This is a genomic window from Clostridium sp. AM28-20LB (genome assembly GCF_003480665.1).
Taxonomy (GTDB): Bacteria; Bacillota; Clostridia; order Lachnospirales; family Lachnospiraceae; genus Otoolea; species Otoolea fessa.
Genome location: NZ_QUJN01000002.1, coordinates 397,630 through 423,491 on the forward strand (window position 1 = coordinate 397,630; position 25,862 = coordinate 423,491).

At 41.3% G+C, this 25,862-nt stretch carries 17 protein-coding genes; all 17 read left to right on the forward strand.

All coding sequences use genetic code 11. The features are described 5' to 3' along the window. Position 1: 1 nt before the first annotated feature. The 17 genes from DW739_RS06755 to DW739_RS06835 all read left to right on the forward strand — a co-directional run bounded on the left by DW739_RS06755 (position 2) and on the right by DW739_RS06835 (position 25,858). Positions 2–808 (forward strand): PcfB family protein, encoded by an 807-nt coding sequence (locus DW739_RS06755; RefSeq protein ID WP_004614511.1) that lies wholly within the window; start codon positions 2–4, stop codon positions 806–808. Then, positions 808–1,800: an ArdC family protein gene (locus DW739_RS06760; protein WP_110102387.1), complete on the forward strand. Its 993-nt coding sequence runs from the start codon at positions 808–810 to the stop codon at positions 1,798–1,800. The genes DW739_RS06755 and DW739_RS06760 overlap by 1 nt, the downstream gene beginning before the upstream one ends. An 83-nt stretch (positions 1,801–1,883) precedes the next feature. Beyond that, positions 1,884–2,195, forward strand: coding sequence for a hypothetical protein (locus DW739_RS06765; protein ID WP_004614509.1), 312 nt, complete (start codon positions 1,884–1,886; stop codon positions 2,193–2,195). 40 nt (positions 2,196–2,235) lie between these two features. Then, a complete protein-coding gene (locus DW739_RS06770; RefSeq protein ID WP_227084817.1) occupies positions 2,236–2,490 on the forward strand; it encodes a DUF4314 domain-containing protein in 255 nt (84 codons plus the stop codon). A 24-nt stretch (positions 2,491–2,514) separates the two neighbouring features. Further along, a complete protein-coding gene (locus DW739_RS06775) occupies positions 2,515–4,239 on the forward strand; it encodes a VirD4-like conjugal transfer protein, CD1115 family (RefSeq protein WP_179976722.1) in 1,725 nt (574 codons plus the stop codon). A gap of 87 nt (positions 4,240–4,326) precedes the next feature. Continuing rightward, complete coding sequence (locus DW739_RS06780; protein ID WP_006426976.1) at positions 4,327–4,644, forward strand: hypothetical protein; 318 nt, start codon at positions 4,327–4,329, stop codon at positions 4,642–4,644. A gap of 87 nt (positions 4,645–4,731) precedes the next feature. Further along, positions 4,732–5,574, forward strand: a complete 843-nt coding sequence (locus tag DW739_RS06785; RefSeq protein ID WP_171027960.1) for a hypothetical protein — start codon at positions 4,732–4,734, stop codon at positions 5,572–5,574. Between the two features lie 5 nt (positions 5,575–5,579). Then, positions 5,580–6,011, forward strand: coding sequence for a DUF4313 domain-containing protein (locus DW739_RS06790; protein WP_055215240.1), 432 nt, complete (start codon positions 5,580–5,582; stop codon positions 6,009–6,011). Positions 6,012–6,014: 3 nt separating this feature from the next. After that, a complete protein-coding gene (locus DW739_RS06795) occupies positions 6,015–6,455 on the forward strand; it encodes a PrgI family protein (RefSeq protein WP_023923453.1) in 441 nt (146 codons plus the stop codon). Continuing rightward, positions 6,442–8,778, forward strand: coding sequence for a VirB4-like conjugal transfer ATPase, CD1110 family (locus tag DW739_RS06800; protein ID WP_055215243.1), 2,337 nt, complete (start codon positions 6,442–6,444; stop codon positions 8,776–8,778). The genes DW739_RS06795 and DW739_RS06800 overlap by 14 nt, the downstream gene beginning before the upstream one ends. Beyond that, positions 8,778–9,128, forward strand: a complete 351-nt coding sequence (locus DW739_RS06805; RefSeq protein ID WP_006426970.1) for a hypothetical protein — start codon at positions 8,778–8,780, stop codon at positions 9,126–9,128. The genes DW739_RS06800 and DW739_RS06805 overlap by 1 nt, the downstream gene beginning before the upstream one ends. A gap of 29 nt (positions 9,129–9,157) precedes the next feature. Next, positions 9,158–10,849, forward strand: coding sequence for a lysozyme family protein (locus tag DW739_RS06810; RefSeq protein WP_006426969.1), 1,692 nt, complete (start codon positions 9,158–9,160; stop codon positions 10,847–10,849). Between the two features lie 170 nt (positions 10,850–11,019). After that, positions 11,020–13,281, forward strand: coding sequence for a glycoside hydrolase domain-containing protein (locus DW739_RS06815; protein WP_007884642.1), 2,262 nt, complete (start codon positions 11,020–11,022; stop codon positions 13,279–13,281). Between the two features lie 80 nt (positions 13,282–13,361). Next, positions 13,362–13,922, forward strand: coding sequence for a hypothetical protein (locus tag DW739_RS06820; RefSeq protein ID WP_006426967.1), 561 nt, complete (start codon positions 13,362–13,364; stop codon positions 13,920–13,922). Positions 13,923–14,325: 403 nt separating this feature from the next. Beyond that, the gene (locus DW739_RS06825) at positions 14,326–15,039 is read left to right on the forward strand and encodes a LytTR family DNA-binding domain-containing protein (RefSeq protein ID WP_015513340.1); all 714 of its coding nucleotides are present in this window, start codon (positions 14,326–14,328) and stop codon (positions 15,037–15,039) included. Then, positions 15,036–16,310, forward strand: a complete 1,275-nt coding sequence (locus DW739_RS06830) for a sensor histidine kinase (protein WP_055215245.1) — start codon at positions 15,036–15,038, stop codon at positions 16,308–16,310. The genes DW739_RS06825 and DW739_RS06830 overlap by 4 nt, the downstream gene beginning before the upstream one ends. A 191-nt stretch (positions 16,311–16,501) precedes the next feature. After that, positions 16,502–25,858, forward strand: coding sequence for a DUF6531 domain-containing protein (locus tag DW739_RS06835; protein ID WP_243023743.1), 9,357 nt, complete (start codon positions 16,502–16,504; stop codon positions 25,856–25,858). Positions 25,859–25,862: the final 4 nt, after the last annotated feature.

The window sequence follows — 25,862 nt, forward strand, 5'->3', positions numbered from 1 at the left end:
TATGAATTACGGAGCAGAACCGGCAGATCAGGTGGTGCGGTACAGTCTGGAAGGAATGGAATACTCTTTGAAGATTACCGGAAATGTGGCAAAGCATGTGGCAATCTTTATTGCGGCCGCCCTGAAAGATCAGAAAAAGACAAGAGGGAAAACAAGGCTTACCAGAATGTTAAAGGAACAGCGCCCGATGAAATTTTTTACCGTTCCGGGTGACCGCTTAAAAGAATTTGCGAAAGAAGCCAAAGCGAGAGGTATCTTATATGTTGTCATCAAAGATAAGGTGAATCCGGATCAGACAGAGGTCATGGTATTTGCAGATGATGCAGCAAAGATGAACCGGGTATTAGACCGGATGAATCTGGATTTTGTAAAAGCAGAATCAGGCTCTATGGTTACAGAAGCAGTGGAAAAAGAGAATGCACCGGAAAAGGCAGAGAACCAGATGGAAAAAGAAACCGGGGAGAATGTACGGACAGAGACTGTTGTCCTGCCGGAAGGCAAGATAGAATTTGAACTGGATGATGCGGAAGAAATGTTCCAGATCGGGGATGAGGCTTTCCCGGAAGGAAATTTTACACATGCGCAGGAGGGGAAAGCAAAGAATCCGTCCGAACCTTTCTCGCGCAACAAAAATATTTCTTCCGGTCGGGAAACTAGCTGGGAAGAAAAGAATGAAAAACCATCTGTGCGGAAAGAACTCGGAGATATCCGTAAGGAACAGGAAGAGAAACGTAAGAGGCCGGACAGACGGAAAAATGCCAGAGAGAGCAGGAAGAAACGTAAGAATATGAAAACGAAAGGCAGGTAATGTATATGGATTTAACAGACATGATTTCAGGTGGAACGGAAGAACAGCAGATTCCTGAACAGAAATTGACCAAGGAAGAATATGCAGCCAAGAAGCAGCAGGAAAGAGAAGAGGTATGGGCTGAAGTAGATTCACAGGCACAGGGAGTTTTTCAGGATGGAGAAAAACTGAAAGGCTTTCTGGATTTTATGGCAGAGTGTAATACACAGAGAACTCCGAATCTGCTTTTGATCTACGGACAGCATCCGGATTTTAAGGTGGTAAGGTCTTATGAACGCTGGAGAGAAGAACACCGTTCAGTAAAAGCAGGGGAGCATGGCATTACTTATATGATTTCCACTGAATACGAAAAAGACGGAGAAATGCGGAGAGGATATACGATCGGAAAAGGATTTGACATCAGTCAGATGTCAGGAAAGCCATTAGAAGAACGCCCACAGCGAAGTCTGACAGAACTGGTAGGAGTTGTCTTAAAAGACCAGTCGGTGCGTGTACAGATTGAGGATAATCTGCCAGACAAAGTGCAGGCCCAGTACAATCCGAGATACCGTACCATTTATATCCGCAACGGAATGAGTGAAGTAACGACATTCCATGCACTGAACAGAGAACTGGCATGTGCAGCACTGGACCAGCATACCGGAACCTACAGCCGACAGAAAGTCAGCGCACAGGCATATTGTGCGGCCTATGTGATTGCAAAACGTTATGGTGTGGATGTTACCGGATTCAATCTGGAGTATATTGCACAGAGAAATGAATGTGGAAAGAAAGATCCGCAGGAACTGAGAGACTTTTTAAATGATGTCCGTCAGGCTTCCTACAGTATACGAAACCATATCGAACGCAATTTTGGTGCAAAGGAACAGGAGTATATAACCGATGAGTTCGCAATCGGAGACCCTGTAAAAATACCGGAAACCAAGGATGAAAAACCATCTGAACAAGTATCCGGAAAAGAGAAAAAAGCAAAGAGCCAGCCGGAACGATAAAAGTGAAAAAGTTGGACGGTTGGAGTAGCTATTACGGAGGTCTTGTGATATGGTTGGTGTAATAAAAAAAGGAGGTCAGCCAGATGACAAAATACTATTTGAAGATGGATAACATTATGAAAAATATGTTCGTGGTGGCACTGAATGATGAGCTGCAGGCACAGAGTGAGCAGGATGAATGTTTGGAAGAAACGAAAGCTCTTCTGAAAAAAGTAAGTGAATACGACCTCGCCCAGAAACGGCTGCAGATTACAGCCGGGGAACAAAGGCAGATCCGTAAGGCACTGAACAGGCTTAGAAGTAAATATCTTGCAGCCGGAAGATATAGTGATGGAATAGATAAAATCATTATTCAGGTTGCAAAACCAAATACCACCAGACACATGTTCTGGTAGAGAAAGGAGTGGTTGATTGGTCATTTATTCAAGAGAAAAAGTGGCACGACTTAGAGAACAATATCCGGCAGGAACAAGAATCTGTCTGGATTCGATGGACGGAGAAGCGGGTATGCCGCAGGGACTGGAAGGAACTGTGCAGTATGTGGATGATGCAGGTCAGCTCGGCATCAGTTGGGACAACGGCAGAAGTCTCTCACTGATACCGGGAGTGGATTCCTTTCATAAGAAAGAAGGACAGGAACATCCAGAAGAAAAGCCACGCAAGAAAAGAGAATCTGACTTGCAGAGATAAGTAAAAAAAAAGCAGGACTTGGTTCTGTGTCTTGTCTTTCTGCCATTTGTCTGGTGGGCGGCAGCGATTACCGCTTGTGCCATTGCACCGGATAAGAATTTTATTCAAATCTTAGAAACGCTGAGCGAAAAACTCGAACAGCCGTTTTTTATCACGTATACACCGTATACGTTCAAATGTATTCTGATATTCACAGCAGCCTATTTCTTAGGCATTGGTATTTATGAATCCCAAAAAAGAAATTATAGAAGAGGTGTGGAACATGGTTCCGCAAAATGGGGCAACGTGTCCGAAATCTGCAGACGTTACTGCGAAAAACGATACACGCAAAATCTGCTTTTAACACAGCATTTCCGTATGGGACTGGACGGCTATAAGCACAAACGAAACCTAAATGTGCTGGTAGTCGGAGGTTCAGGAGCTGGAAAGAGCCGGACGTATGCAATCCCAAACATCATGCAGTGCAACTGTTCGATGGTGATTACTGATCCCAAGGCAGAACTTTTGCGTAAAACCGGAGGTGTTCTGGAACGGAATGGATATGAAGTCCGGGTTTTTGATTTGATCAATCCGGAGACTTCCTGGTGTTATAATCCGTTTGCGTATGTCTGGGATGATAAGGATGTACTGAAGCTGATCAATAACCTGATCCGCAACACAACACCGAAGGGAGCGCAGAGTTCAGACCCGTTCTGGGAGAAGTCCGAGACTGCACTTTTACAGGCACTTATGCTGTATTTGCTGCATGAGGCTCCACCGGAAGAACAGAACTTTCCGATGATCATGGAAATGCTTGGAAGCGCTCAGGTCAAAGAAGATGATGAGGATTACCAGTCCCCATTGGACATTTTGTTTGAAAGACTGGAAATGCGGGACCCGGAGAGTATTGCGGTCAAGCAGTATGCCATTTATAAGCAGGCAGCCGGAAAGACTGCAAAGTCTATTTTGATCTCGGTTGGTGTCCGTCTGGCAGCTTTTAACCTGAAACAGATTGCAAATCTGACCTGTACAGACGAACTGGACTTATACAGTATCGGGGAGAAAAAAGTAGCACTGTTTTGCTGTATTCCGGATGCCGACACCAGCATGAATTATCTGGTCGGCATGATTTACAGTAATCTGTTTCAGACACTGTATTATGTGGCAGACCGGAAGTACGGAGGAAGGCTTCCAATTCCGGTACACTGCATTATGGATGAATGGCCAAACGTAGCCTTGCCGGATGATTTTGACAAGATTCTGGCAACCATGCGTTCCAGAGGGATTTCCTGCAGTATCATCATCCAGAATATCGCACAGATGAAAGCCTTATTTAAAGACTCGTATGAGAGTCTGATCGGCAACTGCGATGAATTTTTATATCTGGGTGGAAATGAAAAAGAAGGACATAAGTATGTCTCGGAATTATTGGGAAAAGAAACATTGGATACCAATACCTACGGACAGACAAAAGGGCGTAGCGGCAGCTATTCGGTGAATTATCAGCAGACTGGAAGGGAACTTTTAACACCGGATGAAATACGGCTTTTAGATAACCGCAAAGCGATTTTGTTTATTCGTGGGGAGCGTCCGATCATGGACGATAAATATGATTTAAAAAAGCATGTGAATTTCAGATACACAGAGGACGGTGGTGCATCGCCTTATGATTATGCGAAAACACCACTGGCTCACGACGACCTAAAGATTGACATTAACAGATTAGACGACTACGAACTGCTGTCTACCGAAGACATCCTTGGTGAATAGCAGTTTTTTGATGGATTGGAGTGATGTGTATTGAAGAAATTTCTCACAGGAGAAAAGAATAGAACAAAAAAGAATACAACTGAAAAAATGACAACCCCGATGCCGATGGGGAGAAAACAGAAAAAGTGGATGAGCCTTTACATGGCACTGGTACTGACCGTAACGGTTGGAGCAACGACCGCATTCGCAGCCGGTGATCCGTTGTCCGTTATCAATAACCTGTCTACTTTTATTTTTTCCCTGATTCGTGCAATCGGTTTGATTTTGCTTGGATTTGGTGTTGTGCAGGTTGGTCTGTCTTTAAAAAGCCATGATCCAAGCCAGAGGGCAAATGGATTTCTGACACTGGCCGGAGGAGTAATTATTACGTTCGCCAAAGAAATCCTGGATCTGATTATGGCGTAAGCCTCTTTGAAAAAGTATATCAGGAAACAGCAGGAGTGCCGGAAGGTACTCCTGCATTCAAAAGTATGTTCAGGGAGGTGAAAGTTTTTGAGCGATAACTGGATTGTACAGAATCTGAACTCTGCGTTGTCTACATGGAGTGAAAAGATGGCAGAACTGTGGACACTGCTTACTGAAAATCCGGCAACTTTTAAAGGCGGCGGCATCTGGCGGATTATGACCAATATCAATGATGCACTGACAGCTATTGCCTATGGATTACTGGTGTTGTTTTTTGCAGCCGGAATCATTAAAACGTGTGGCAGTTTTACAGATCTGAAAAAGCCGGAACATGTGCTAAAAGCATTTATCCGGTTTGCACTTGCTCAGGGAGCAATCACGTATGGAATGGAACTTATGCAGGCACTGTTTTCCATTGTGCAAGGAATCGTGACAACCGTAATGAGTGGCTCCAGTATGGCAGGAAGCGTGACGGAACTGCCAACGGAGATTGTAGATAAGATCGAGAGTGTGGGAATGCTGGAATCCATTCCATTGTGGATTGTCACACTGCTTGGCAGTCTGCTGATCACCGTATTGTCATTTGTGATGATCCTGACAGTGTATGGCAGAATGTTCAAAATCTATATGTATACGGCAATCGCCCCGATTCCGATTTCCTCGTTTGCAGGAGAACCCACGCAGTCTATTGGAAAGAACTTTATCCGTTCTTATATAGGCGTGTGTCTGGAAGGGGCAATTATTGCACTGGCGTGTATTATCTTTTCTGCTTATGCGGCAAGTCCTCCGGCAGTGGGAGATACGGAGCTGAGTGCAGTTACAATCGTGTGGAACTATGTAGGAGAACTGGTATTCAATTTATTGGTACTTGTTGGAGCAATTAAGGCATCTGACCGTATTGTCAGAGAAATGATGGGACTTGGAGGTTAAAAAATATGGATACAAAGAAAACATTAAGATATAACTGGGAATTCGGACGTGAGACAGTAGCGATACGAGTGAGCTCTTATCGGAACAATGGGAATTTATATGTAGGACTCTGCCATAAGGAAGGGAGAGACTGGGAAGATTTTGGAGATGTAACCATTAATCTGCCCTATCAGTTCTTAGAGCCAAATGAGGCTTTTATAACAGGAGATTTTACCAAGGATATGCTTCATTTTATCAAGGAACATAAACTTGGAAAAGTGTTGAATGAAACAGGAAGATCAGGATATGCAACCTATCAGAAGGTAGCGTTTGACCTTGCAAGACTTGCGGAATTTGATCCGGAAGGCGTTGCGGAACACTGTAGATTTGCCGGGATAGAAGTACCGAAAGAAAAACCACAGAAAACGAAGAAACAAAACAGGGGAGAGGAACGATAATTTATGGAAGTAAAGATGAACAAAGAAATCAGGGACTATCAAGAATCCATGTTTATGGGACTGGACCTGAGACAATGTGTGTGTTCTGTTCTTGCGATTCTTACAGCAATCGGAATTTACTTTGGAATGCGTGATATTACCGGACAGGAAATAACCGGATGGCTGTGTGTGCTTGGTGCTGCTCCATTTGCTGCCTGTGGCTTTTTCAAATATCATGGTATGACAGCCGAACAGTTTTTATGGGCAGTGATCAAATCCGAATTGCTGTATCCGAAGAAACTGGTGTTTCAGTCGGAAGATATCTACTACTCCTGCATGCAGGAGACCATCTCGCTGGGAGAAAAGAATCAAAAGGATGGAGCGGAAATCATAAAAGAGCGGGAGCAAAAAGCAGAAGCAAAACAGAGAAAGAAACGCAAGGGAAGGAGTGATGCCTTTGATTAAAACCTTAAGTCAGGCACTTCGGATGGATAAGGAACGCTTCAAAGTTCCGAAATCCGTCCAACAGGCAATTCCCATCCAGCGAATCTGGCCGGATGGAATTTTTCAACAGGGAACGAAATTCTCAAAAACATATCGTTTTACAGATATCAACTATTATATTGCGAGTAAGGACAATAAGACAGAAATGTTTCTGGATTATTCTGAACTCTTAAATTCACTGGATTCCGGCATTTCTGCCCAAATTACCATCAATAATCGGAGAATCAATAAAGAAGAATTCGAAAAGTCTATTCTGCTTCCAATGAAGGAAGATGGACTGGACCACTATCGGGAAGAATACAACGAAATGCTCCTGTCTAAGATTACAGGAACAAACAACAGCATCTATCAGGAACGGTATCTGACCGTCAGTGTACATAAAAGATCGATTGATGATGCAAGAACCTATTTTGCACGTATCGGAACAGACATCGTAACACATCTGGCAAAGTTATCGTCCACAGCAGAAGGACTGGACGCAGAGAGCCGGCTCCAGATTTTCAGGGATTTCTTCAAGGGAGATGTCCCACAGGCATTTCCGTTTGATCTGAAACAATTTGCCAAGAAGGGAACAAGTTTCAAGGACTGGATGTGTCCGGATTCTATGGAATTTGAACGTGACCATTTTAAAATCGGTGACAGATACGGAAGAGTCCTGTATATGCAGGATTATGCAAGTTATGTCAAAGATGACATGATTTCAGAATTGTGTGACTTTAGCCGGAATCTGATGTTGTCGATTGACATCCTGCCAGTCCCTACGGATGAAGCGGTAAGGGAAATCCAGAACCGACTGCTTGGTGTGGAAACTAACGTGACCAACTGGCAGAGAAGGCAGAACGCTAATAATAACTTCTCGGCAATCGTACCATACGATATGGAACTTCAGAGAAAAGAAACCAAGGAAATGCTCGATGATCTGACAACCAGAGACCAGCGTATGATGTTCGGGATTTTGACAATGGTACATCTGGCAGACAGCAAAAAGCAACTGGATTCCGATACGGAACTGATTCTGTCAATCGCAAGAAAGCATCTGTGTCAGATGGCAACATTAAAGTGGCAGCAAGTGGACGGACTCAATACAGTGCTTCCTTACGGACTGCGAAAGATCAATGCCCTGCGTACATTGACAACGGAATCAACGGCTGTTTTAATCCCGTTCCATACACAGGAAATCCTGCAGCCGGGAGGTATCTATTATGGGCAGAATGCAGTCAGCAAGAACCTTCTGGTAGCCGACCGGAAGAAACTGATGAATGGAAACAGTTTCCGGTTGGGCGTCAGTGGATCAGGAAAGAGCTTTTCGGCAAAAGAAGAGATTGTGCATCTGGCATTGAGTACCGATGACGATATCCTGATTCTTGATCCGGAGTCCGAATTTACAAAATTAGTAGAGGCTCTGGGCGGACAGGTTGTAAAAGTATCTGCGACATCAGACAATCATCTGAATGCAATGGATATGGACGCAGCCTACGGCAATGAAAAGAATCCACTGATTGAAAAATCGGAGTTTATCCTGTCTGTGTTCGAGCAGTTGGTTGGAGCAGGAAATCTGTCGGCAAAAGAAAAGTCGATTCTGGACCGCTGTGCTGCAGATGTGTACCGGGATTATATCCGAAGTGGTTATACCGGAGAAGTTCCGACATTGAAAGATATGTACCGACAGTTGATGTTACAGCCGGAAGAAGAGGCAAGGGGACTTGCACTGTCATCCGAACTTTTTATCAATGGAAGCCTGAACACCTTTGCACAGCCGACCAATGTGAATAAGAAGAACAGGATCATGGATTATGATATCCGGGAACTGGGGGAACAGCTTATGCCACTGGGAATGCTGGTTACCTTAGACAGTATTTTCAACAGGGTAATTCAGAACTGGAAAGAAGGAAAAACGACATGGATATTTGCCGATGAGTTCTATCTGTTATTCCGCTATGAATACAGTGCAAATTTCTTCTACCGACTGTACAAGAGAATCAGAAAATACAATGGATTCGTGACAGGTTTAACCCAAAATGTTGAGGAACTTCTGAAATCGGACACTGCAAGACTGATGTTGGCAAACAGTGAGTTTTTGATTCTTTTGAATCAGGCAAGTACAGACAGGGAAGAATTGGCAGCTCTTTTGAATATTTCCGAAAACCAACTGTCCTATATTACAAATGTATCGGTTGGCAGTGGCCTAATCCGTTGCTCTGGGAATATCGTACCATTTGAGAATACGTTCCCAAAGAATACAGACCTTTATAAACTAATGACAACAAAACCGGGAGAATCATAATGAAGAAAAAAGAAGAAGTAACGATAACTTTTTATGCTGCAGAGTGCGGTGAGTTCCATGATTTAGGAGAATATACAAAATGCAGAACGCTGGAAGAGGCATATAAAAAGTACCAGAAATATTGTAGAACATCTGCCAATATGTGTCCGGCTATTGAGTTTTCTATTCATGATCCAGAATCAATTTATTCAGACATGGAATATCCATTACCGTTGTCATCAAAAGACAGGGGAGACTTGGAACTTGTGCCATATTACAACGAACATCCACTGGTAAATGAGGCAATCAGACAGGTGGAGCAGTTGCAGAAACAGCAGGAAAAAAAGAAACATCGGGATGTTGCCCGATGAGATAAGAGATACGGAAAGAGGGTGACCGGATGAAAGATATCAAGGAACGGGTAAGGGATAAGAATCCGAAGATTCGAAATCCGGCTGCCCGACTTCCGAAAGAACTGGTTCGCTCAGCGGTTCTGGAAGCAAAAGAAAAGCCAAGGGAACTACATGAAAAAAGCAGTGGGCAGTCAGAATCCCCAACACAGTATGGAACTGAAAAAATAGAATCCGTACAGTACAGAGCGGCGAGTGTGGCAGGAAAAAGTATAGGGAAAACCACATATCAAGGTGGAAAAAAACTTGCTGGAGTGACCTACAGGAAGATAAAGGAAAGAAAAAGCAGACAGGAAGAAGCGAAAGCTGCCGAAGAAGCAATGGAGCAGGGGGCAGAAAGCGGAAAGAAATTAATCAAGTTGAAACCGGAGCAGGCAGCACTTGCCAAGGAGAATGGTAAACGGCAGGTGAAAGCAGCACCGAGAGTGGTAAAAGTATCCGGTCTGTCTCAAGAAAAAATAAAGACACAGGCATCCATGCAGAAACAGCAGATGGAAAAAAGTCTTCAGGCGATGCAGAAAGCAAGAGCAGCCCAGATGGCAAGAAAGTCAGCACAGGCATCGGCAGAAAGTGGAAAAGCAGTCCTTCAGGTAACTGGAAAGGGTTCAAAGTTATCCGTACAGGGAATTACAGCAGCGATTCAAAAAGGGGTAGTAGCTCTTGAAAAAATGGGAAAATGGATTGCTGCCGGAGGTAGTGCATTTCTTCTGGTATTTATTCTGATTGTGGGAATCATTGCAGGAGCAGCTTTCAGCAGTAATTCGGAAAGCTCCGAATCCCTAAGTGAAGAAGTGCTTGCGTATACTTCTGTGATACAGCAGTATGCATCCCAATACGGCATTCCGGAATATGTGTCTGCGATACAGGCCATCATGATGCAGGAATCTGGAGGCAGGGGAACAGACCCGATGCAGTGTTCGGAAAGTCCATATAATACAAGATTCCCACACACTCCTGGTTCTATTACTGATCCGGATTATTCGATAGAGGTTGGAGTACAGACCTTTGCAGACTGTATCAGACAGGCAGGATGCAGCAGTCCACAGGATCTGGACAAGCTGAAACTTGCATGGCAGGGATATAACTATGGAAATGGCTACATAGGATGGGCATTGCAAAGAGGCGGTTATACAGAAGCCAATGCATTGCAGTTTTCACAGGAACAGGCAGCTTCGCATGGATGGAGCAGTTACGGAGATCCCCAATACGTTCCCCATGTGATGCGGTATTATTCCGGTGGCAGCCTGTTTGCTGGTTTGTTTGGTAATCAGCAGATTGTGTCGGTTGCAATGGGGCAGCTTGGAAACAGTGGCGGTCAGAAGTTCTGGAGCTGGTACGGATTTGACAGTCGGGTAGAATGGTGTGCCTGTTTTGTAAGCTGGTGTGCGGATCAGAGCGGTCTGATTGCAAGTGGGAATGTTCCTAAATTCTCATTGTGCAGTGATGGAGTGTCCTGGTTTCAGGGAAAGAATAAGTGGCAGAGTGGCGGAACAACTCCGACAGCTGGAATGATCATCTTTTTTGACTGGGATCATGATGGAACATCGGATCATGTAGGAATAGTAGAAAAGTGTGAAGGTGGAAGAGTTTACACGATTGAGGGAAATTCCAGTGATCAGGTACGGCAGAGAAATTATGCAGTAGATTACAGTTCTATAATGGGATATGGGGTGATAAATTGATGGTTTCTTTCATAATTTGTTAAGGATTTTATAAGGGAGTTAATGAATTCTTTGGAAAATAGTCACAAAATAGGCACAGTTGATTGATAAATTGTTATTGTAACTTTTAGTGATAGACATATAAAGAGTTAGAAATCTTTATAATTGACTTGAATTAGGAGGTAGTGAATATGAGTGATCAGAATGTAAAAGCAGCACAAAAATATTTAAATGCGATGTTTGGTGGACATAAGGATTGGGTAAAACTGGATGAAGATGGAAAGACCGGAACAGCCGTGATGCAGGGAATCATTCGTGCATTTCAGATTCAGAATGGAATCTCAACGATTACAGGAACGGTTGGACCACTTACTATTAATACCATGAAGAAGTTAGCCATTATTACAAAAATGGATCCGAATGATACTCCGCAGGTTAATGTATGCTTGATTCAGTGTGCTCTGTTTTGCAAAGGATATGCTGCTGGAGGAATTACTGGAATTTATTATACATCAGGAGTAAATGCAGTTAAAAAGATGCAGGAAAATGCAGGACTGGAAGTTACGGGCAAAATTGATTGGAAAGTTTGGTCTGGATTGTTATCCCTAAACTGGTTTACAAAGGTTTCTGGTGGGGATTCCAATATTGTTCTTATTCAACAGCAATTAAATAGTGACTGGTCAGATGTTATTGGTGTTGGACCTTGTGATGGAATTGCCTCAAGACAGACAATTTTGTCTTTAGTTGGTGCATTGCAGGCGGCTGAAGGAGTTACAACTGAATTAATTACAGATTTGAATTCAGTTAATTTTGGCGATGCAACAACAAATGCGTTTCCGGGTACATTACAGAACGGACAGAACTCGACGAAATATGTTCCATTTAATAAGATTGCTCAATACGGACTATATTTTAACGGATATAATCCGGGAAGATTCGATGGCGTGTTTGATTCGACTACAGAGTCAAAGGTGTCAGAATTTCAGGAGTTTTATGGTCTGACAGGAATTGGACTTGTAACAAAAGGAAAAGTAAATGTTTCTACTATGAAATCATTGCTTACGAGTAAAGGCGATACAAACAGGGCAGCAAAAGCGTGTGACTGTGCAACAGTATTAAATAAACAACAGGCATTAGATATAAAAAATGCAGGGTATACTCATGTAGGACGTTATCTGACAGGTTCTGTTGGAAAAGAACATACACCGAAATATTTGACATCAACAGAAGTGAAAAACATTGAAAATGCAGGATTATCGGTATTCCCGATATATCAGGATGGAGGATATGAATTAAACTATTTTAAGGATCCGTCCCAGGGAAGTGTTGATGCACAGACAGCAATTTTAGCAGCCGAGAGAATCGGTATACCAAGTGGAACGACTATATACTTTGCAGTGGATTTTGATTGTTATTCATATCAGATTGATACATTTATTATACCTTATTTTGAACAGATTCACATGATCTTTTTCAGTTCGACAAATGATAAAAATTATAAAGTCGGCATTTATGCACCAAGATATGTATGTACTAAAGTTTATGAAGCAGGATTGGCAAGTAAATCATTTGTGGCAGATATGTCAACTGGATTTAGCTGTAATTTGGGATATTCGATGCCGAAGAACTGGGCATTTGATCAATTTTGTGAGTTGAACTCATTTTCTTCATCACCTTCGTTCCCACTGGATAAAGATGCATATTCAGGGAGAGATACTGGATTTAAAAAGTTCGATGCCGTATCGACAAAAACAGATGAGGAAATAGCGCAAGAAAATCTTCGGGCAAAGGTAAAAATAGCACGAAATCAATATGTCTATAATGTAATGGAGCCGCTTGGTTATCTGAATAAAATTATGGATGTGGGTGTGGAGTATGATAAGGAAATTTCACTGGGAACAATGATGAGTCCTCAAGGAGCAATTGATATTTCTACTAAAATATCCACATCGCTTGAAAGTTCAACTGGTAAAATTTATAATATAAAAGTGGATATAGGAAATGATGGAGAATTGACACAAACTTGCAAAAATCAAATTATGGAGATTTCATCAAATTTATCAGATACAGGTATAGAGGGAGCAGATAACTTTGGAAATACGATAGAAAAAATTGCTTTATCGGTTAAATCTGGTAATATTGCTTTTGAAATAAATAATGTTTTTGCCAATAGTGTAGAGTTTTCCATTGTATTTAGTACATCAGATTTGCTGCCAGAAGAGGAAAAAGAGTGGACAATATCGGTTGCTTTGATTTTTACAATGACATTAAATTCTAATAGTGGTCTTGAATTTAATGTTGTAGAATTCACAAAAGAGCATAGTAATATACTGGCAGGAGCCGTAATATTAGTTCTTGCGGGTGCATTAGTTGTAAATGCAATTCCGTCAATTATTGCTTTATTTTCAGCTGGAGCAGGTACTGTTTTTGGTTTGTTGATTCAAGCGCTGTAAATTGTAAAAGAATAAAAGAGACAATGGCCAGAGGTTCGATTTTATAAAGAGGACCTCTGGCAAAAGGGGGATTAAGAAGAATGCATATTAAATCAATTGTGTCAGATGAGGATAGGGAAGAATTAGAAAGAATGCTTTCGCTTGGGTTTATAATTCCTAATCAATTATTTAAAACAAGACAGAAAAGTAGAATGATTATCTATATTTTTACACCTGTAGAATTTTTACTGTCGATTAATTGTTATCTGTCGGAAAGTTATTTGATGTTTGGAATAGGGATTGGAACTTGTGTGGCTTGTGTGGCTTGGATTATTTGGTATCAAATGATTGGTAAAAATTTTGAAAAAAATGTTCATGAATTTGTCTGGGGTAGATCAGGATATGAAACGGTGGATATCGATGAAAACGCAATTAAAATAGATGAAGATCAAATTTATGAATTTAAAAATATTGATAGAATGTTCTTATATAAAAACTTCTTTTTTTTCATAACAAATGAAAAGAAAATATTTATATTTAAAACGACAGATATGGAGTCGGATGAACTTATAAAAATTATTAAAACAACAGGGATTTTATTTGAAAAAAAAGAAAAACCATTTAATATTTATAAGTATTGTAAAAAAGGAAAAAGTTTTTAAAAATAAGCAGAGGATGGTGGATTTATCATCCTTTTAGAGAAGAGCATGTATTTTAAAGGGAATCTGGTTTTGCAGGTTCCCTTTTTGCCATCAAAAACGTTGATGTTTTATCAAATGACGCTAAAAATAAAAAGAATAATGCAGGGGGTGACATTATTAGTTATCGCTGTAATATTTGGATAAAATATAAATAAAACATAAAAAATATAAATAAATTATAAAATGGCGACAGTTTTTTCTTGTTCAAGTGTTTATTATATAGAGGACAAAATAAGACAGCAAAGGAAGTGGTGCTGTTGCATCGGAAAAATGACACAAAATTAGTGATGTCCATTCGGGAAAAGAATTGAAGGGGATTCTTTTCCCCATTTGTCGTGTTACGAAAGACTGAGGGTAAGAAAATATGCTAGAACTTGCAATCTGTGATGATGACATCATCCTATGTAATTGGTTAGAACAGAAGCTGCTCCATTATGGGAAAGCGAATGACTGTCAGATATCTATAGAAATATACTATTCTGCGGAGCAGCTTCTTAACAGGCTGGAAGAAGAATCCTACGATATGTTATTCCTTGATATTTGTCTGGAACATGAGAATGGAATTGATATCGGAACGGAGATACGAAAGAAAAATTATGGAAAAGAACTGCGGATTACCTATATTTCAACATATCAGGAATATGCTATGAAATTATTCCGTATTCATCCATTTGATTTTCTTGTAAAGCCAATCCGAGAGGAAGAACTTTTCCGGGTGATAGGTGAATTACGGGAACTGTTAAAAGAACGGAAGAAAATATTTGAATATACGGATACAAAAGGAATCCACAAGATTTCTTATGACAAGATCCTGTATTTTTATAGTCTGGGAAAAAGAGTACATATCGTGACATCGGAAAAAGAATATGAATATCGAGGAAAATTAAAGGATGTAGCGGATGTAACAGAAGAATATTTCTTACTGATTCACAAGTCCTATCTCATCAATATGGAACACGTGGAGCATTACGAATATGACAACGTGGTTATGAAAGACAAGACACGTCTCAGTATCAGTAAAGCAAATCGCAAGAAGGTCAGGGAAAGACTATTACAAACGGAGAAGAAAAGATTATGAATATCCATTTGATCACTTATCTGACAAGTAAATTATTCTGGATTTATACTGTGTTCCGTTACAATACCATCCTGTATCCAAAAAATGAGGATACACAAAAGCTATTTGCATATTTTTGTGCATATCTGCTTTCATGCTGGGGAAGCATGCAGTGGGGAACGATGTACGGAGATCTGATCTTTGAGCTGATAGCTCTGTTAATTATAACAGTGGCATATCAGGCAGACTGGCAACATCATGTCTGGAATACACTTATGGTATATATTATGGGAATTTTATGTGATGGGATTCCAATCGTGTTCTTTCAACGGTATGCGGTAGCAAGAAATCCGGTGCATCATCACATGGGACCGGGAACTATTGTAATGGGAAATTTTATATTCTTTTTACTGGAAGTCATTATTGAAAGAAAAGTAGGTGTAAAGAGAAGTTATTATATAAAGAACCGTCATTGGCTTGCTATGCTTTCTGTCCCGGTGATCAGCATTATAGTCTGTATCAGGATATTGCTGCCAGACAGAAGAGGTGTGCGGTCTACGATTGTATTATTCTTACTGTTTATCAATGTGTTTATTTTCTATCTGCACGATGAGGTTCAGAAAAGTTATATTGAAACAGCAAAACAGGAAGAGATGAAAATTCAGATGAGCCAGTATGCAAAAGAACTGGAGATGATGATGAAATCACAGGACAGGCTGAATAAGATACATCATGATTACAAGCACCATCTTACAACAATAGGGGCAATGGCAAAAACGGGAGGAAATGAAGAGATTCTATCGTATCTGAAACAAATGGAGAATATAGCCGGAACAGCCTTATGTCATCATTTATATACAGAAAACCGTAATATGAATAATCTGCTGAATTATATTTTGGAAGATTCGAAATCAGTAATTGAAAATCCGGAGATTTCTGTAGAAATACCGAATCATATAGGGGAAGAATTATTTGATATAAGTATAATAGTGGGAAATCTTATGGATAATGCTATTCGTGGGACAGCAGCTTCAGATGAAAGGAGATTATCGTTTCAGATGTATTATGGAAAAGGAATCATGAATATCCAGATTGAGAATAGCATAAAAGATACACCAAAAGTGCGGAATGGAATTTATCTGACAACGAAAAGCAGGAAAGAAGGACATGGAATAGGATTACAAAATGTGAAACTCGTAGTAGAAAAATATCATGGTCAGATGGAGATCTGCCATACGGAGAAATCCTTTCAAGTGAAAATATTATTATATATGAAATTAGATGAAAAATAGTAAGGCGATGGTGTCTTACTATTTTTTTCGACCGATTTCGTCTATTTTTGCCACCTCAAGGGGCATTTTTACCATTTATGAAAATTTTCTGATTTTTTAGATTATAGTAGTGCCAAAGTCAGAAAAAAGGAGGGTAGCGGTTATTTTGTAAAGGAATTATAGAAAAAGATTACAAGAGGGAGAAAGAGACTATGAAGAGATTTCGAAAGTCGGCTATAGCCTTAGTACTTGCACTCCTGATGGCACTACAGGGAACAGAGCCTATTTTTGTACAGGCAAAAGAGGCCATTGAGGATGTACAGAAGAATGCAGATTTCTCCAGACCAGAGGCTTTGACGGAAGAGGAAGCAGGGATTACAGATTCCACATCTGGAGAACAAGATAAGAGTCAGCAGTCTGATGCGGACGTACAAAATGAAACGACGCCATCAGAAGATACAGAGACGCAGGAAGAACAGACAACTCCAGCGGAAGAAACAGAAGAAAATCCGCAGGAAAAAGAAGTGGAGTTGAAAGAACCACAGGATTACTATCCGATTCCAGAAGAACCGGAAGGTGAACTGATTGATTATGATGCCATTTCCAAGACTTATAAGACAGGGGACAAGCAGTATACAACCGTTTATGGAGGTTATGTCGGAACTTATAAGAATGAGGATGGAGATACCGAGCTGGTTGATAATACACTTGTAAAACCAGAAGAAGCAGATACTCCGGCATCCGAAGAAGCACAGGAAGCCAGCAGTGTAGTGGCAACTGAAGAAAAGGAAGAGAAAACAGAAGTTTATCAGAACAAGGCAAACGATTATGCTATCCTTCTTCCGGAACAGATGTCAGAAGAGAATGGTGTAACGATTGAAAATGGAAAGACCAGAATCGGGATCATTCCGGTAGATGGAGATTATACACATTCCGTTATTAAAGACAATGCGATCCTTTATAATGAAGTTTACGAGGGCGCAGATGTTCAGTATACAGTACTGGATTCCAGCATTAAGGAAGATATCGTACTTCAGCAGCCAACAGACAGGGAAGTCTATGAATACGAGCTGCAGATTCCGGGGTATCAGGCAGAAGTAAAAGACAATCAGGTCTATATCTATCCGGAAGGGAAGACAATCAAAGATGCGAAGTATCTTCTGGAGACGCCATCAATGGAAGATGCTGCCGGGGAAATCAGTTTCCTGATCACATTGGAACTTCGGGAAGAAGATGGAAAAACAATCCTGACCGTAAAACCAGATAGGGATTGGCTTTCGGCAGAAGAACGTCAGTATCCGGTCAGGATCGATCCGACACCAGTAGAGATTCAGAAGAGTTCCTTTAACATGATCGGTGTGGAAGAGGGAAGTCCTACCAGTCAGATTGGTGACAACAATTATCCGTATGTCGGATTTGATGATGGTATTAAGTCTGGGAACCTTGCAGGATTTGGTACTGCACACCAGAACTGCCGGACTTATATCAAAGTAAATTCAAATTTTAGTCAGATTCCGAAAGATTCCAAAATTGACAGTGCAACATTTGCAGTCAGTCAGAAAACTGCATACAGTGGTGGTGCATCCCAGTTTGGACTTTATCGTGTAGATCAGTCGTGGAACACCTCCATCACATGGAAAACAAAACCAGTAAATCTTACGTTTCAGGATGTACAGAATGCAAGTACCAGCAGGAACAGCTATATCAATTATGACGTCAAAGATCTGGTCAATGACTGGGTGCAGGGAACTCATGCGAATAACGGATTTGCACTGGTAGCCATTGCCGAGGCAAATAACCTTGGAGCTTCTATGCAGTGTGAGGTACTGAATAACAGGGCATCCGTTTATGGACCGAAACTCAGCATCCAGTGGTCACCGGCTGAAGATCCATATCTGCGAGATATGTCACTGGATGAAACAACGATCCTGCTTCGCCCGATGACAGAAAAGAATACAAATGGAAAGCTGAAGTTTGATGCCGTATTTGCAGACGGAATTGCAAAGAGCAAATCTACAGTAGAATATTATCTGCTTCCAGATGAGGAAAATGAAGAACATCACGAAACAGATGCAAAACCATTGTATTCCTATCCAGACAGTACTGAATACAATAAGCAGTTCCCGGAGGCGAATAAGTATTACAGCAAAGATTCCAACTGGCAGAGTGCACTGTATTCAGGGCTGACGAAGGACAAGCTTTATAAGATCAAAGCAAAAGCATCGAAAGAGATTGATGGAAAGCTGGAAACAGGAAAAGAAGTGACCAGTGACAGCTTTGTGATCTATGAAGTGAAGCAGTTTGATACATTCCCGAAGATTGCAAAATATTATGGTGTTCCGCTTAAGAACATTATGAAAGACAATCAGGTTATGGACGCACTGGTAGTCGCAAATAACACGATCTTTATCCGTAACCCACAGACAAATGTTCCATATAGTCCTGCACCGCTTACCGATCAGGATAAGATGCGGATTGACGGAGCATTGATGGGAAGAGGCCTGCACTGTGAATTTGGATTTGAACCAGTCAACTTAAATACTGGTAACTTCTACATGGATCAGTCCGATGCGACGATGAATGAACTGAATGGAGAATTCTCCATTACAAGAAGCTACAATTCCAAAGGAACAGACCAGCATTCCATGTTCGGACGTGGATGGAGCTTTAACTATGACCAGTCACTTTCTCAAATGGAGGACGGAAGTCTTCTGTATATGAGAGGGGACGGAAGTTATCTGATCTTTGATAAGAATGAAGATGGAAGCTACACTGCTCCGGATGGTTATGTATATGATTTAAAAGCAGTCAGCTATAAAGATACAGACCATGACTACATCGGATGGGAACTGACAGATGCGGATCAGAGCGTCTGGTCATTTGATAAATATGGAATTTTACGTTATGTAACGGATGTGAATGGATTTAAGACAGTATTAGATTATGACGATGATTATAATCTGAGTAAGATTACAACACCATCCGGAAAAACATTCGGGGTAAAACAGGATAAATTCGGGCATATCAAGGAACTGTCTCTTCCAGATGGTGGAAAAGTTTCTTACAAATATGATGAGCAGGGAAATCTGATATCTGTAACAGATCCGAATGGAACAACAAAAGAGTACAAATATGATGATGACAGCCGTATGACAAGCTGGAAAGATGAGAATGGCAATACGGTTGTAAAGAATACTTACGATAAAGAAGGAAGAGTTGTAGAGCAGACTGATGCAGAAAAAGGAACGGCAACTTTCAAGTACGGAAAGAGTTCTACTACAACAACGGATAACGAAGGAAATAAGACCGTTTATCATTATGATGATCAGTACCGCACAACATCCATTGAATATCCGGATGGAACAACCTGTGAAAAGACTTATAATGCAGAGAATCAGCTTGCTTCCGAAACGACAGCAGCCGGAACAAAAACTTACACTTATGATACATTTGGCAATGTAGCAACGGAGACAAGAGAGGATGGAAAGACAGCCTCTTATACTTATAATGAGCAGAATAAGCTGACCAGTGCAACTGGATATAACGGAGCAACGGTTACTTACAGTTATGACGGTAATGGAAATATGGTCACATCTACAAAACCGGATGGAACAGCCATTACCTATACTTACGATGACAAACATCGTATGGTATCCCAGACAGACGGCAGAGGTGTCACAACAACGTATTCGTATGACGGACCGAACATGACCGGATATGTGGATGGAAATGGAGCAGCATGGGGATTCACGTATGACGCGATGAATCGTGCAGTTACCATGACAGATCCACTTGGAAATGTAACCTCGAACAGTTACGATGCGAATGGCAATCTGACTTCCAAGACAGCAGCCGATGGCGGTGTGACCGCTTATACGCTGGATGGTGTGGGAAATATTACAGCAAGTACTGACGCACTGGGGAATACCACCACTTATACTTATGATAAGATGTACAACATGACCAGTGGTACAGATCCGAAAGGAAATCAGATCAGCTACGTTTATGATAAGAATTATCAGCAGGTCAAAGCAACCGATGCAAAAGGAAATACAATTACTTATAAGTATGACAGCATGGGACGTGTCATAGAAGAGAGTAATAAAGATTTTGGAACAAAGCTCTATGAATATGACAAAGCAGGAAATCTGAAAAAATATACCGATGGAAATGGAAATGCAACCGTATCCAAGTTTGATTCTCTTGGACAGGTGCTTCAGTCCAAAGATGCAGTTGGTAATATAACCAAATATGAATATGACGCATTAGGAAATGAAACCAAGATTACTTATGGAGATGGAAGCAGCCATTCCAAGGAATATGATAACTGCGGAAGACTCGCTAAAGAGACAGATGAATTAGGTGCAGTTACCACTTATACTTATGATGCGGCAGACAATCTGGTATCAAAATCAGATGACAGTGGAAGAACCTGGACTTATACCTACGATAATACAGGAAACCGCTTAAGTGAAACCAACCCAGAAGGTGGAACTACCACATATACTTATGATAAAGCAGGAAATCTGGTATCTTCTACCGATGAAGAGGGAAGAACAGATACTTATGCTTACGACAAGGCAGGAAATCTGACTACATCCAAAGATGCCCTTGGATATACCGTATCCATGAAGTATGACTTAAATGGAAATCTGGTATCCTCTACCGATGAAAATGGAAATACCAGTACCATGACTTACGATGGTAATGGAAACATGACATCGGTAAGCGATGCAAAGGGCAACATTACAGCAATGAAATATGATTCCACCGACAATCTGGAACAGACGGTGGATGCCCTGAAAGGAAAGACCACTTACGAATACGATTCACAGGGCAACAGCACAAAGATGACAGATGCCCTCGGCAATGCGTATAGTTATGTGTATGATAAAGAGGGAAATAACACATCCATAATACTGCCGACAGGGGACAAGGTGCTGATGGAGTACGATGCCATCGGACAGCTTGTAAAATGTACGGATGCACAGGGACTCGTAATTACCTATCAATATGACGGAGCAGGCAACCTGATCCATTCCTCCGACAATGGTGGAAACAGTATGGATTATACTTATGATGGTGCCGGAAATGTACTGACACAGACCGATGAACTTGGCAGGACAGCAACATACAAGTACGATCAGTACGGCAGACTCCTGAAACTTACTGAAGCAGACGGAAGTATCACATCTTATGAATATGATGTTATGGACCGCATTACAGCGGTAACGGATGCGGAAGGTCATAAAACAACCTTTACCTACGATAAAGTCGGCAACCAGTTATCCATGACAGAAGAAGAGGAAGCCACATATAAATACGCTTACGATAAGAAAGACCGGGTTATTTCTCAGACAAATCCACTGGGAGCATCCAGCACCTTTAAGTATGACGGAAATGATAATGTGACGGAATCTGTCGATGAAAACGGTACGGTTACCAAGTATGCTTACGATAAAAATGACAATCTCGTATCCCAGACAGACGGAAATGGAAATACGACAACCTACCAGTATGATGAACTGGACCGCAAGATCGGTGAGACTTCTCCGTTAAAAGAAACAAATGAATACCGTTATGATGCCATTGGAAATCTTACCAAATCAAAAGATCCGATGGGACTCATTACCGAATACAAATATGACAGCCTGAGTAACATGACGGAACAGATTTCTCCAAAGGGAGCAGTTACCAAATATGATTACGACAAGCATGGCAATGTCATTTCTGTAACGGATGCAAAGGGAAATGAGACACAGTACAGTGTTGACCTGAATGACAATGTCACAAAGATGACACAGGCGAATGGTGGAGAGTATACCTATAGTTATGATAAAGCCGGACGTCTGAAGAGTATGACCAGTCCACTGGGTTATACTAAAAATTTCTCTTATGATAAAGTGGACAACGTGGTAAAAGAAAGCGACAGCTTAAAGAGTACCACTACTTATACTTACGATAAGCTCCATAACATGAAGTCTTCTACCAATGCACTGGATGGAACAACCAGCTTTTCTTATGATAAGTATGGCAATCTGGTGAAGGAGACAGATCCGCTTGGACGGAGCAATACCTACAGTTATGACCTGGCAGGTCAGATGACTTCTGCAGCTGATCCGCTTGGTAAGATAACTGCTTACACTTACGACCCGGCAGGAAATATTACTGAGATCACCAAACCGGGTGGAAGAAAGACCAGCTATGGATATGATAAGAATTATAATGTTACATCTGTAACAGATCCGATGGGCTATGTTGCAAAGACAGTCTACGATAAAGACAACCGTGTAACAGAAGAGACCGATGCACTGGGGCAGAAGGAATCCTATACCTATGATAAGGACAGCAGGGTAACTTCTATTACAGACAAGCGTGGATTCACAACGGGATTTGATTACGATGCACATGGGAATATTCAGGTTGTTACAGATAAGACCGGATTAAAGAGCCATCTGGAATATGACAAGAATGACAACCTGACCAAAGTAACTGATACCCTTGGCGGTGTAACAACTTATGGTTACGACAACATGGATAACCTGGTGACCTTCACCAATGCAGCAAATAAGACAACGAATTATACTTATGACTTAGAAGGCAACCTGACATCCATCAAAGATCCGGCAGGAAGAACGGAGAAATTCGACTATGATGAAAAAGGCAGACTGACCGGACATACACAGGCAAGCGGCAAGAAAACCACGTATGATTACGACAAACTGAATGACCTGTTGGAGAAATCTTATCAGGACGCAAAAGGCGAGACATCCGAAAAGGACGTGACCTACGCATATAACAGTGCCGGGGAACGGGTATCCATGAAGGATCAGACAGGCAAGAGCAGCTACGAATACGATGCACTTGGAAGAATCACCAAAGTGACAAGCGGTTCGAAAAAGGATGTCAGCTACGTTTATGATGACGCAGATAATCTGCAGGCAATCGTATACCCGGATGGGACAAAGATCAGCTATGAATACGACTTAAATGATAATCTGGTAAAACTGACAGACCGTAATAGAAAAGTAACCACTTACAAGCATGATGCACTGAACCGTGTGACAGAAGTTACTAGAAGTAATGGAACAAAGACGGAAGTATCTTACGATGCAGAAGATCATATCACAAAGATTGTGAATACCTGTGGTTCCTGCGGCAAAGTAATCAGTACTTATGAGTACAAGTACAATGATCAGGGATATGTAGTTGGAGAAACAGCTACGGAACTGGAAGCTGGAACAAGAAAGACGCCAAGCTGGGAAGACTGGTACAACTGGGGCGATACACAGAAAGAGACAGACAAAGCAGACTGTGAGCATCAGGAAAAAGAGATCCAGACGACACGTACCTATGAATACGATGACAACTGGGAACTGACACGCTGTACAGAAAAAGCAGAGGGCGGTAAAAAGACAGTCCATAATTATACTTATGACAAGATTGGAAACCGGACCTCTTACGAGAAGATCGAGGATGGTGTCAGCAAAGCAAAATATAACTATAAGTACAACGATTCCAACCAGCTCATCAAACGCACCAATGCAAAGATCTGGGGCGATCCGGGAACAACCTACAGCTATGATAAAGATGGCAATCTGATCCAGGAATGTGATAAGACAAACAGTGCAGATCCGGTTACTTATGAATACACAGCAGAGAATCGTTTGGCAGTAGTAAAACAGGGTGGAACAGTCCTGATGGCAGCCATGTACGATGGAGATAACAACCGGGTATTCGAACTTGATAACACCTATAAATGGGAAGACTGCTATGGCGATGAAGTCCTGATCCCGGCGAACCAGCGTACCGAAGATGGAAACAGCCCGAAAGAGCAGCTTGCCTCTCTGGTAAAAGGCGGTTCCAATGCCAAAGGATACACACTGACAGAGTATATCAACGATATCAATCGCGAGAATACAGAAGTCCTTGCAGAGTATGGAGCAGACGAGAAAGTACGTCAGGCTTATACTTATGGAGAAAGTGGAATCGGAGAACGGGTAAGCGTTGATAAATCGGAAGAAAGCAGTTATTATTTATATGACGGAAGAAACAGCGTGACCGGAATCCTGACCGAAACAGCTAATCTGACGAACAGTTATCAGTATGATTCATACGGTAACCTTACATCAGGAACAGCAGACGGTGTCAATTACTACGGTTACAATGGGGAGTCCACAAATGTAAAAACAGGACTTCAGTATCTGCGGGCAAGATACTATAACGCAGAGAACGGAACCTTTACAACTGAAGATAGTGACCTTGGAACGACAGAAAATCCATTGACCAGAAACCGCTACGATTATACGACCAATAATCCGCTGAATTACAGTGATCCGACAGGACATTCATTGTGGAGCAGGATTAAGAGTACAGCTAAAAAAGCAGCGAAAGCAGTCAAGAGTGTCGGCAAGAAAATCGTTAATACTGCGAAAAAGGTAGTCAAAACAGTAGTAAATACAGCTAAGAAAGCAGCAAAAACTATTGTTAACACAGTGAAGGGGGTAGCAAAAACTGCCAAAAATGCAGCTAAACATGCAAAACAGACATATCAATCTGTGAAAAATCGTGTAACCAGTAGCAGTACATATCAAAAGATCACATCCAGAGGAAGTCAGTTTATTCGTTCTGTAAGCAATGGGGTACAGAAAATTGGAAAAACTTATACATCTTTCAAATCCTATGTTTCAGAAAGAACGGCAGAAATCCGCTCAGAAGTGGTACGACATATGTGTACGACAACAAATCGTATTACAGATAAGCTTGGAAAAGTAGACTGGAATGCGGTGAAAAAAGTAGCCATTGGTATAACTGCGGTTACAGTTTCTGGTCTTGTAGTTGCTGCAACAGGCGGTTTGGCTGCAGGAGCAGTTCTGGCAGCATTGCCAGCAATGGGTGGCTTAGGAACGGCGATGGTTTCAGGAGCAGTTATTGGAGCTATTGGTGGAGCTTCATATAGTGCAGTGAATTCAGGTTTGTCTGGAAATAGTCTGAAACAAGTAGCAAAAGATACGTTAGTCGGTGGTATTGCAGGAGCAGTGACAGGTGGCGTTATGGGTGGCCTTAGTTATGGGGCTGGGAAACTTTTGAATGTAGTAAGGAGTGCAGGAAGTACCCATAATGATGGGATTGATAAATCGTTTAAAAAATTAGTTGCAGAAGTAACCGAAACAAAATTGCCAGAAGGCACTTGGGAAAAACCACCATTAGAGCGAGGAGATATTATTGACAAAGCTATGGGAAATAACTTGGGACACAATTTCCCGACCATAGATAAAGTAGAAAATGGTGTTGTGACTAGTGTTAAAAGCCGAGACTTAGGTGCAAAGACTTATCAAAATGGTAATAAATTGGAAAAGGTAATTGTCAAGGACATTAATAAAGTTTCAGGATTTATAGGAGAAACATTTAATGGTAAATTTGTTAATGCGGAAGAAATAGTGGGTAGACAATTACAAGTAGTTGTTCCAAATGTAACATTAAGCGAAGCTCAGATAAATGCAGTTAATAATGCTACAAAACATGGTATTGATAAAGGTGTTAAACTCATTATTACAGTAGGAAAATAATAGC

Coding starts and splice junctions, on each gene's coding strand:
- DW739_RS06755 (WP_004614511.1), top strand. CDS start 2: ATGAATTACGGAGCAGAACCGGCAGATCAGGTGGTGCGGTACAGTCTG.
- DW739_RS06760 (WP_110102387.1), top strand. CDS start 808: ATGTATATGGATTTAACAGACATGATTTCAGGTGGAACGGAAGAACAG.
- DW739_RS06765 (WP_004614509.1), top strand. CDS start 1,884: ATGACAAAATACTATTTGAAGATGGATAACATTATGAAAAATATGTTC.
- DW739_RS06780 (WP_006426976.1), top strand. CDS start 4,327: ATGACAACCCCGATGCCGATGGGGAGAAAACAGAAAAAGTGGATGAGC.
- DW739_RS06790 (WP_055215240.1), top strand. CDS start 5,580: ATGGATACAAAGAAAACATTAAGATATAACTGGGAATTCGGACGTGAG.
- DW739_RS06795 (WP_023923453.1), top strand. CDS start 6,015: ATGGAAGTAAAGATGAACAAAGAAATCAGGGACTATCAAGAATCCATG.
- DW739_RS06800 (WP_055215243.1), top strand. CDS start 6,442: ATGCCTTTGATTAAAACCTTAAGTCAGGCACTTCGGATGGATAAGGAA.
- DW739_RS06805 (WP_006426970.1), top strand. CDS start 8,778: ATGAAGAAAAAAGAAGAAGTAACGATAACTTTTTATGCTGCAGAGTGC.
- DW739_RS06810 (WP_006426969.1), top strand. CDS start 9,158: ATGAAAGATATCAAGGAACGGGTAAGGGATAAGAATCCGAAGATTCGA.
- DW739_RS06815 (WP_007884642.1), top strand. CDS start 11,020: ATGAGTGATCAGAATGTAAAAGCAGCACAAAAATATTTAAATGCGATG.
- DW739_RS06820 (WP_006426967.1), top strand. CDS start 13,362: ATGCATATTAAATCAATTGTGTCAGATGAGGATAGGGAAGAATTAGAA.
- DW739_RS06825 (WP_015513340.1), top strand. CDS start 14,326: ATGCTAGAACTTGCAATCTGTGATGATGACATCATCCTATGTAATTGG.
- DW739_RS06830 (WP_055215245.1), top strand. CDS start 15,036: ATGAATATCCATTTGATCACTTATCTGACAAGTAAATTATTCTGGATT.
- DW739_RS06835 (WP_243023743.1), top strand. CDS start 16,502: ATGAAGAGATTTCGAAAGTCGGCTATAGCCTTAGTACTTGCACTCCTG.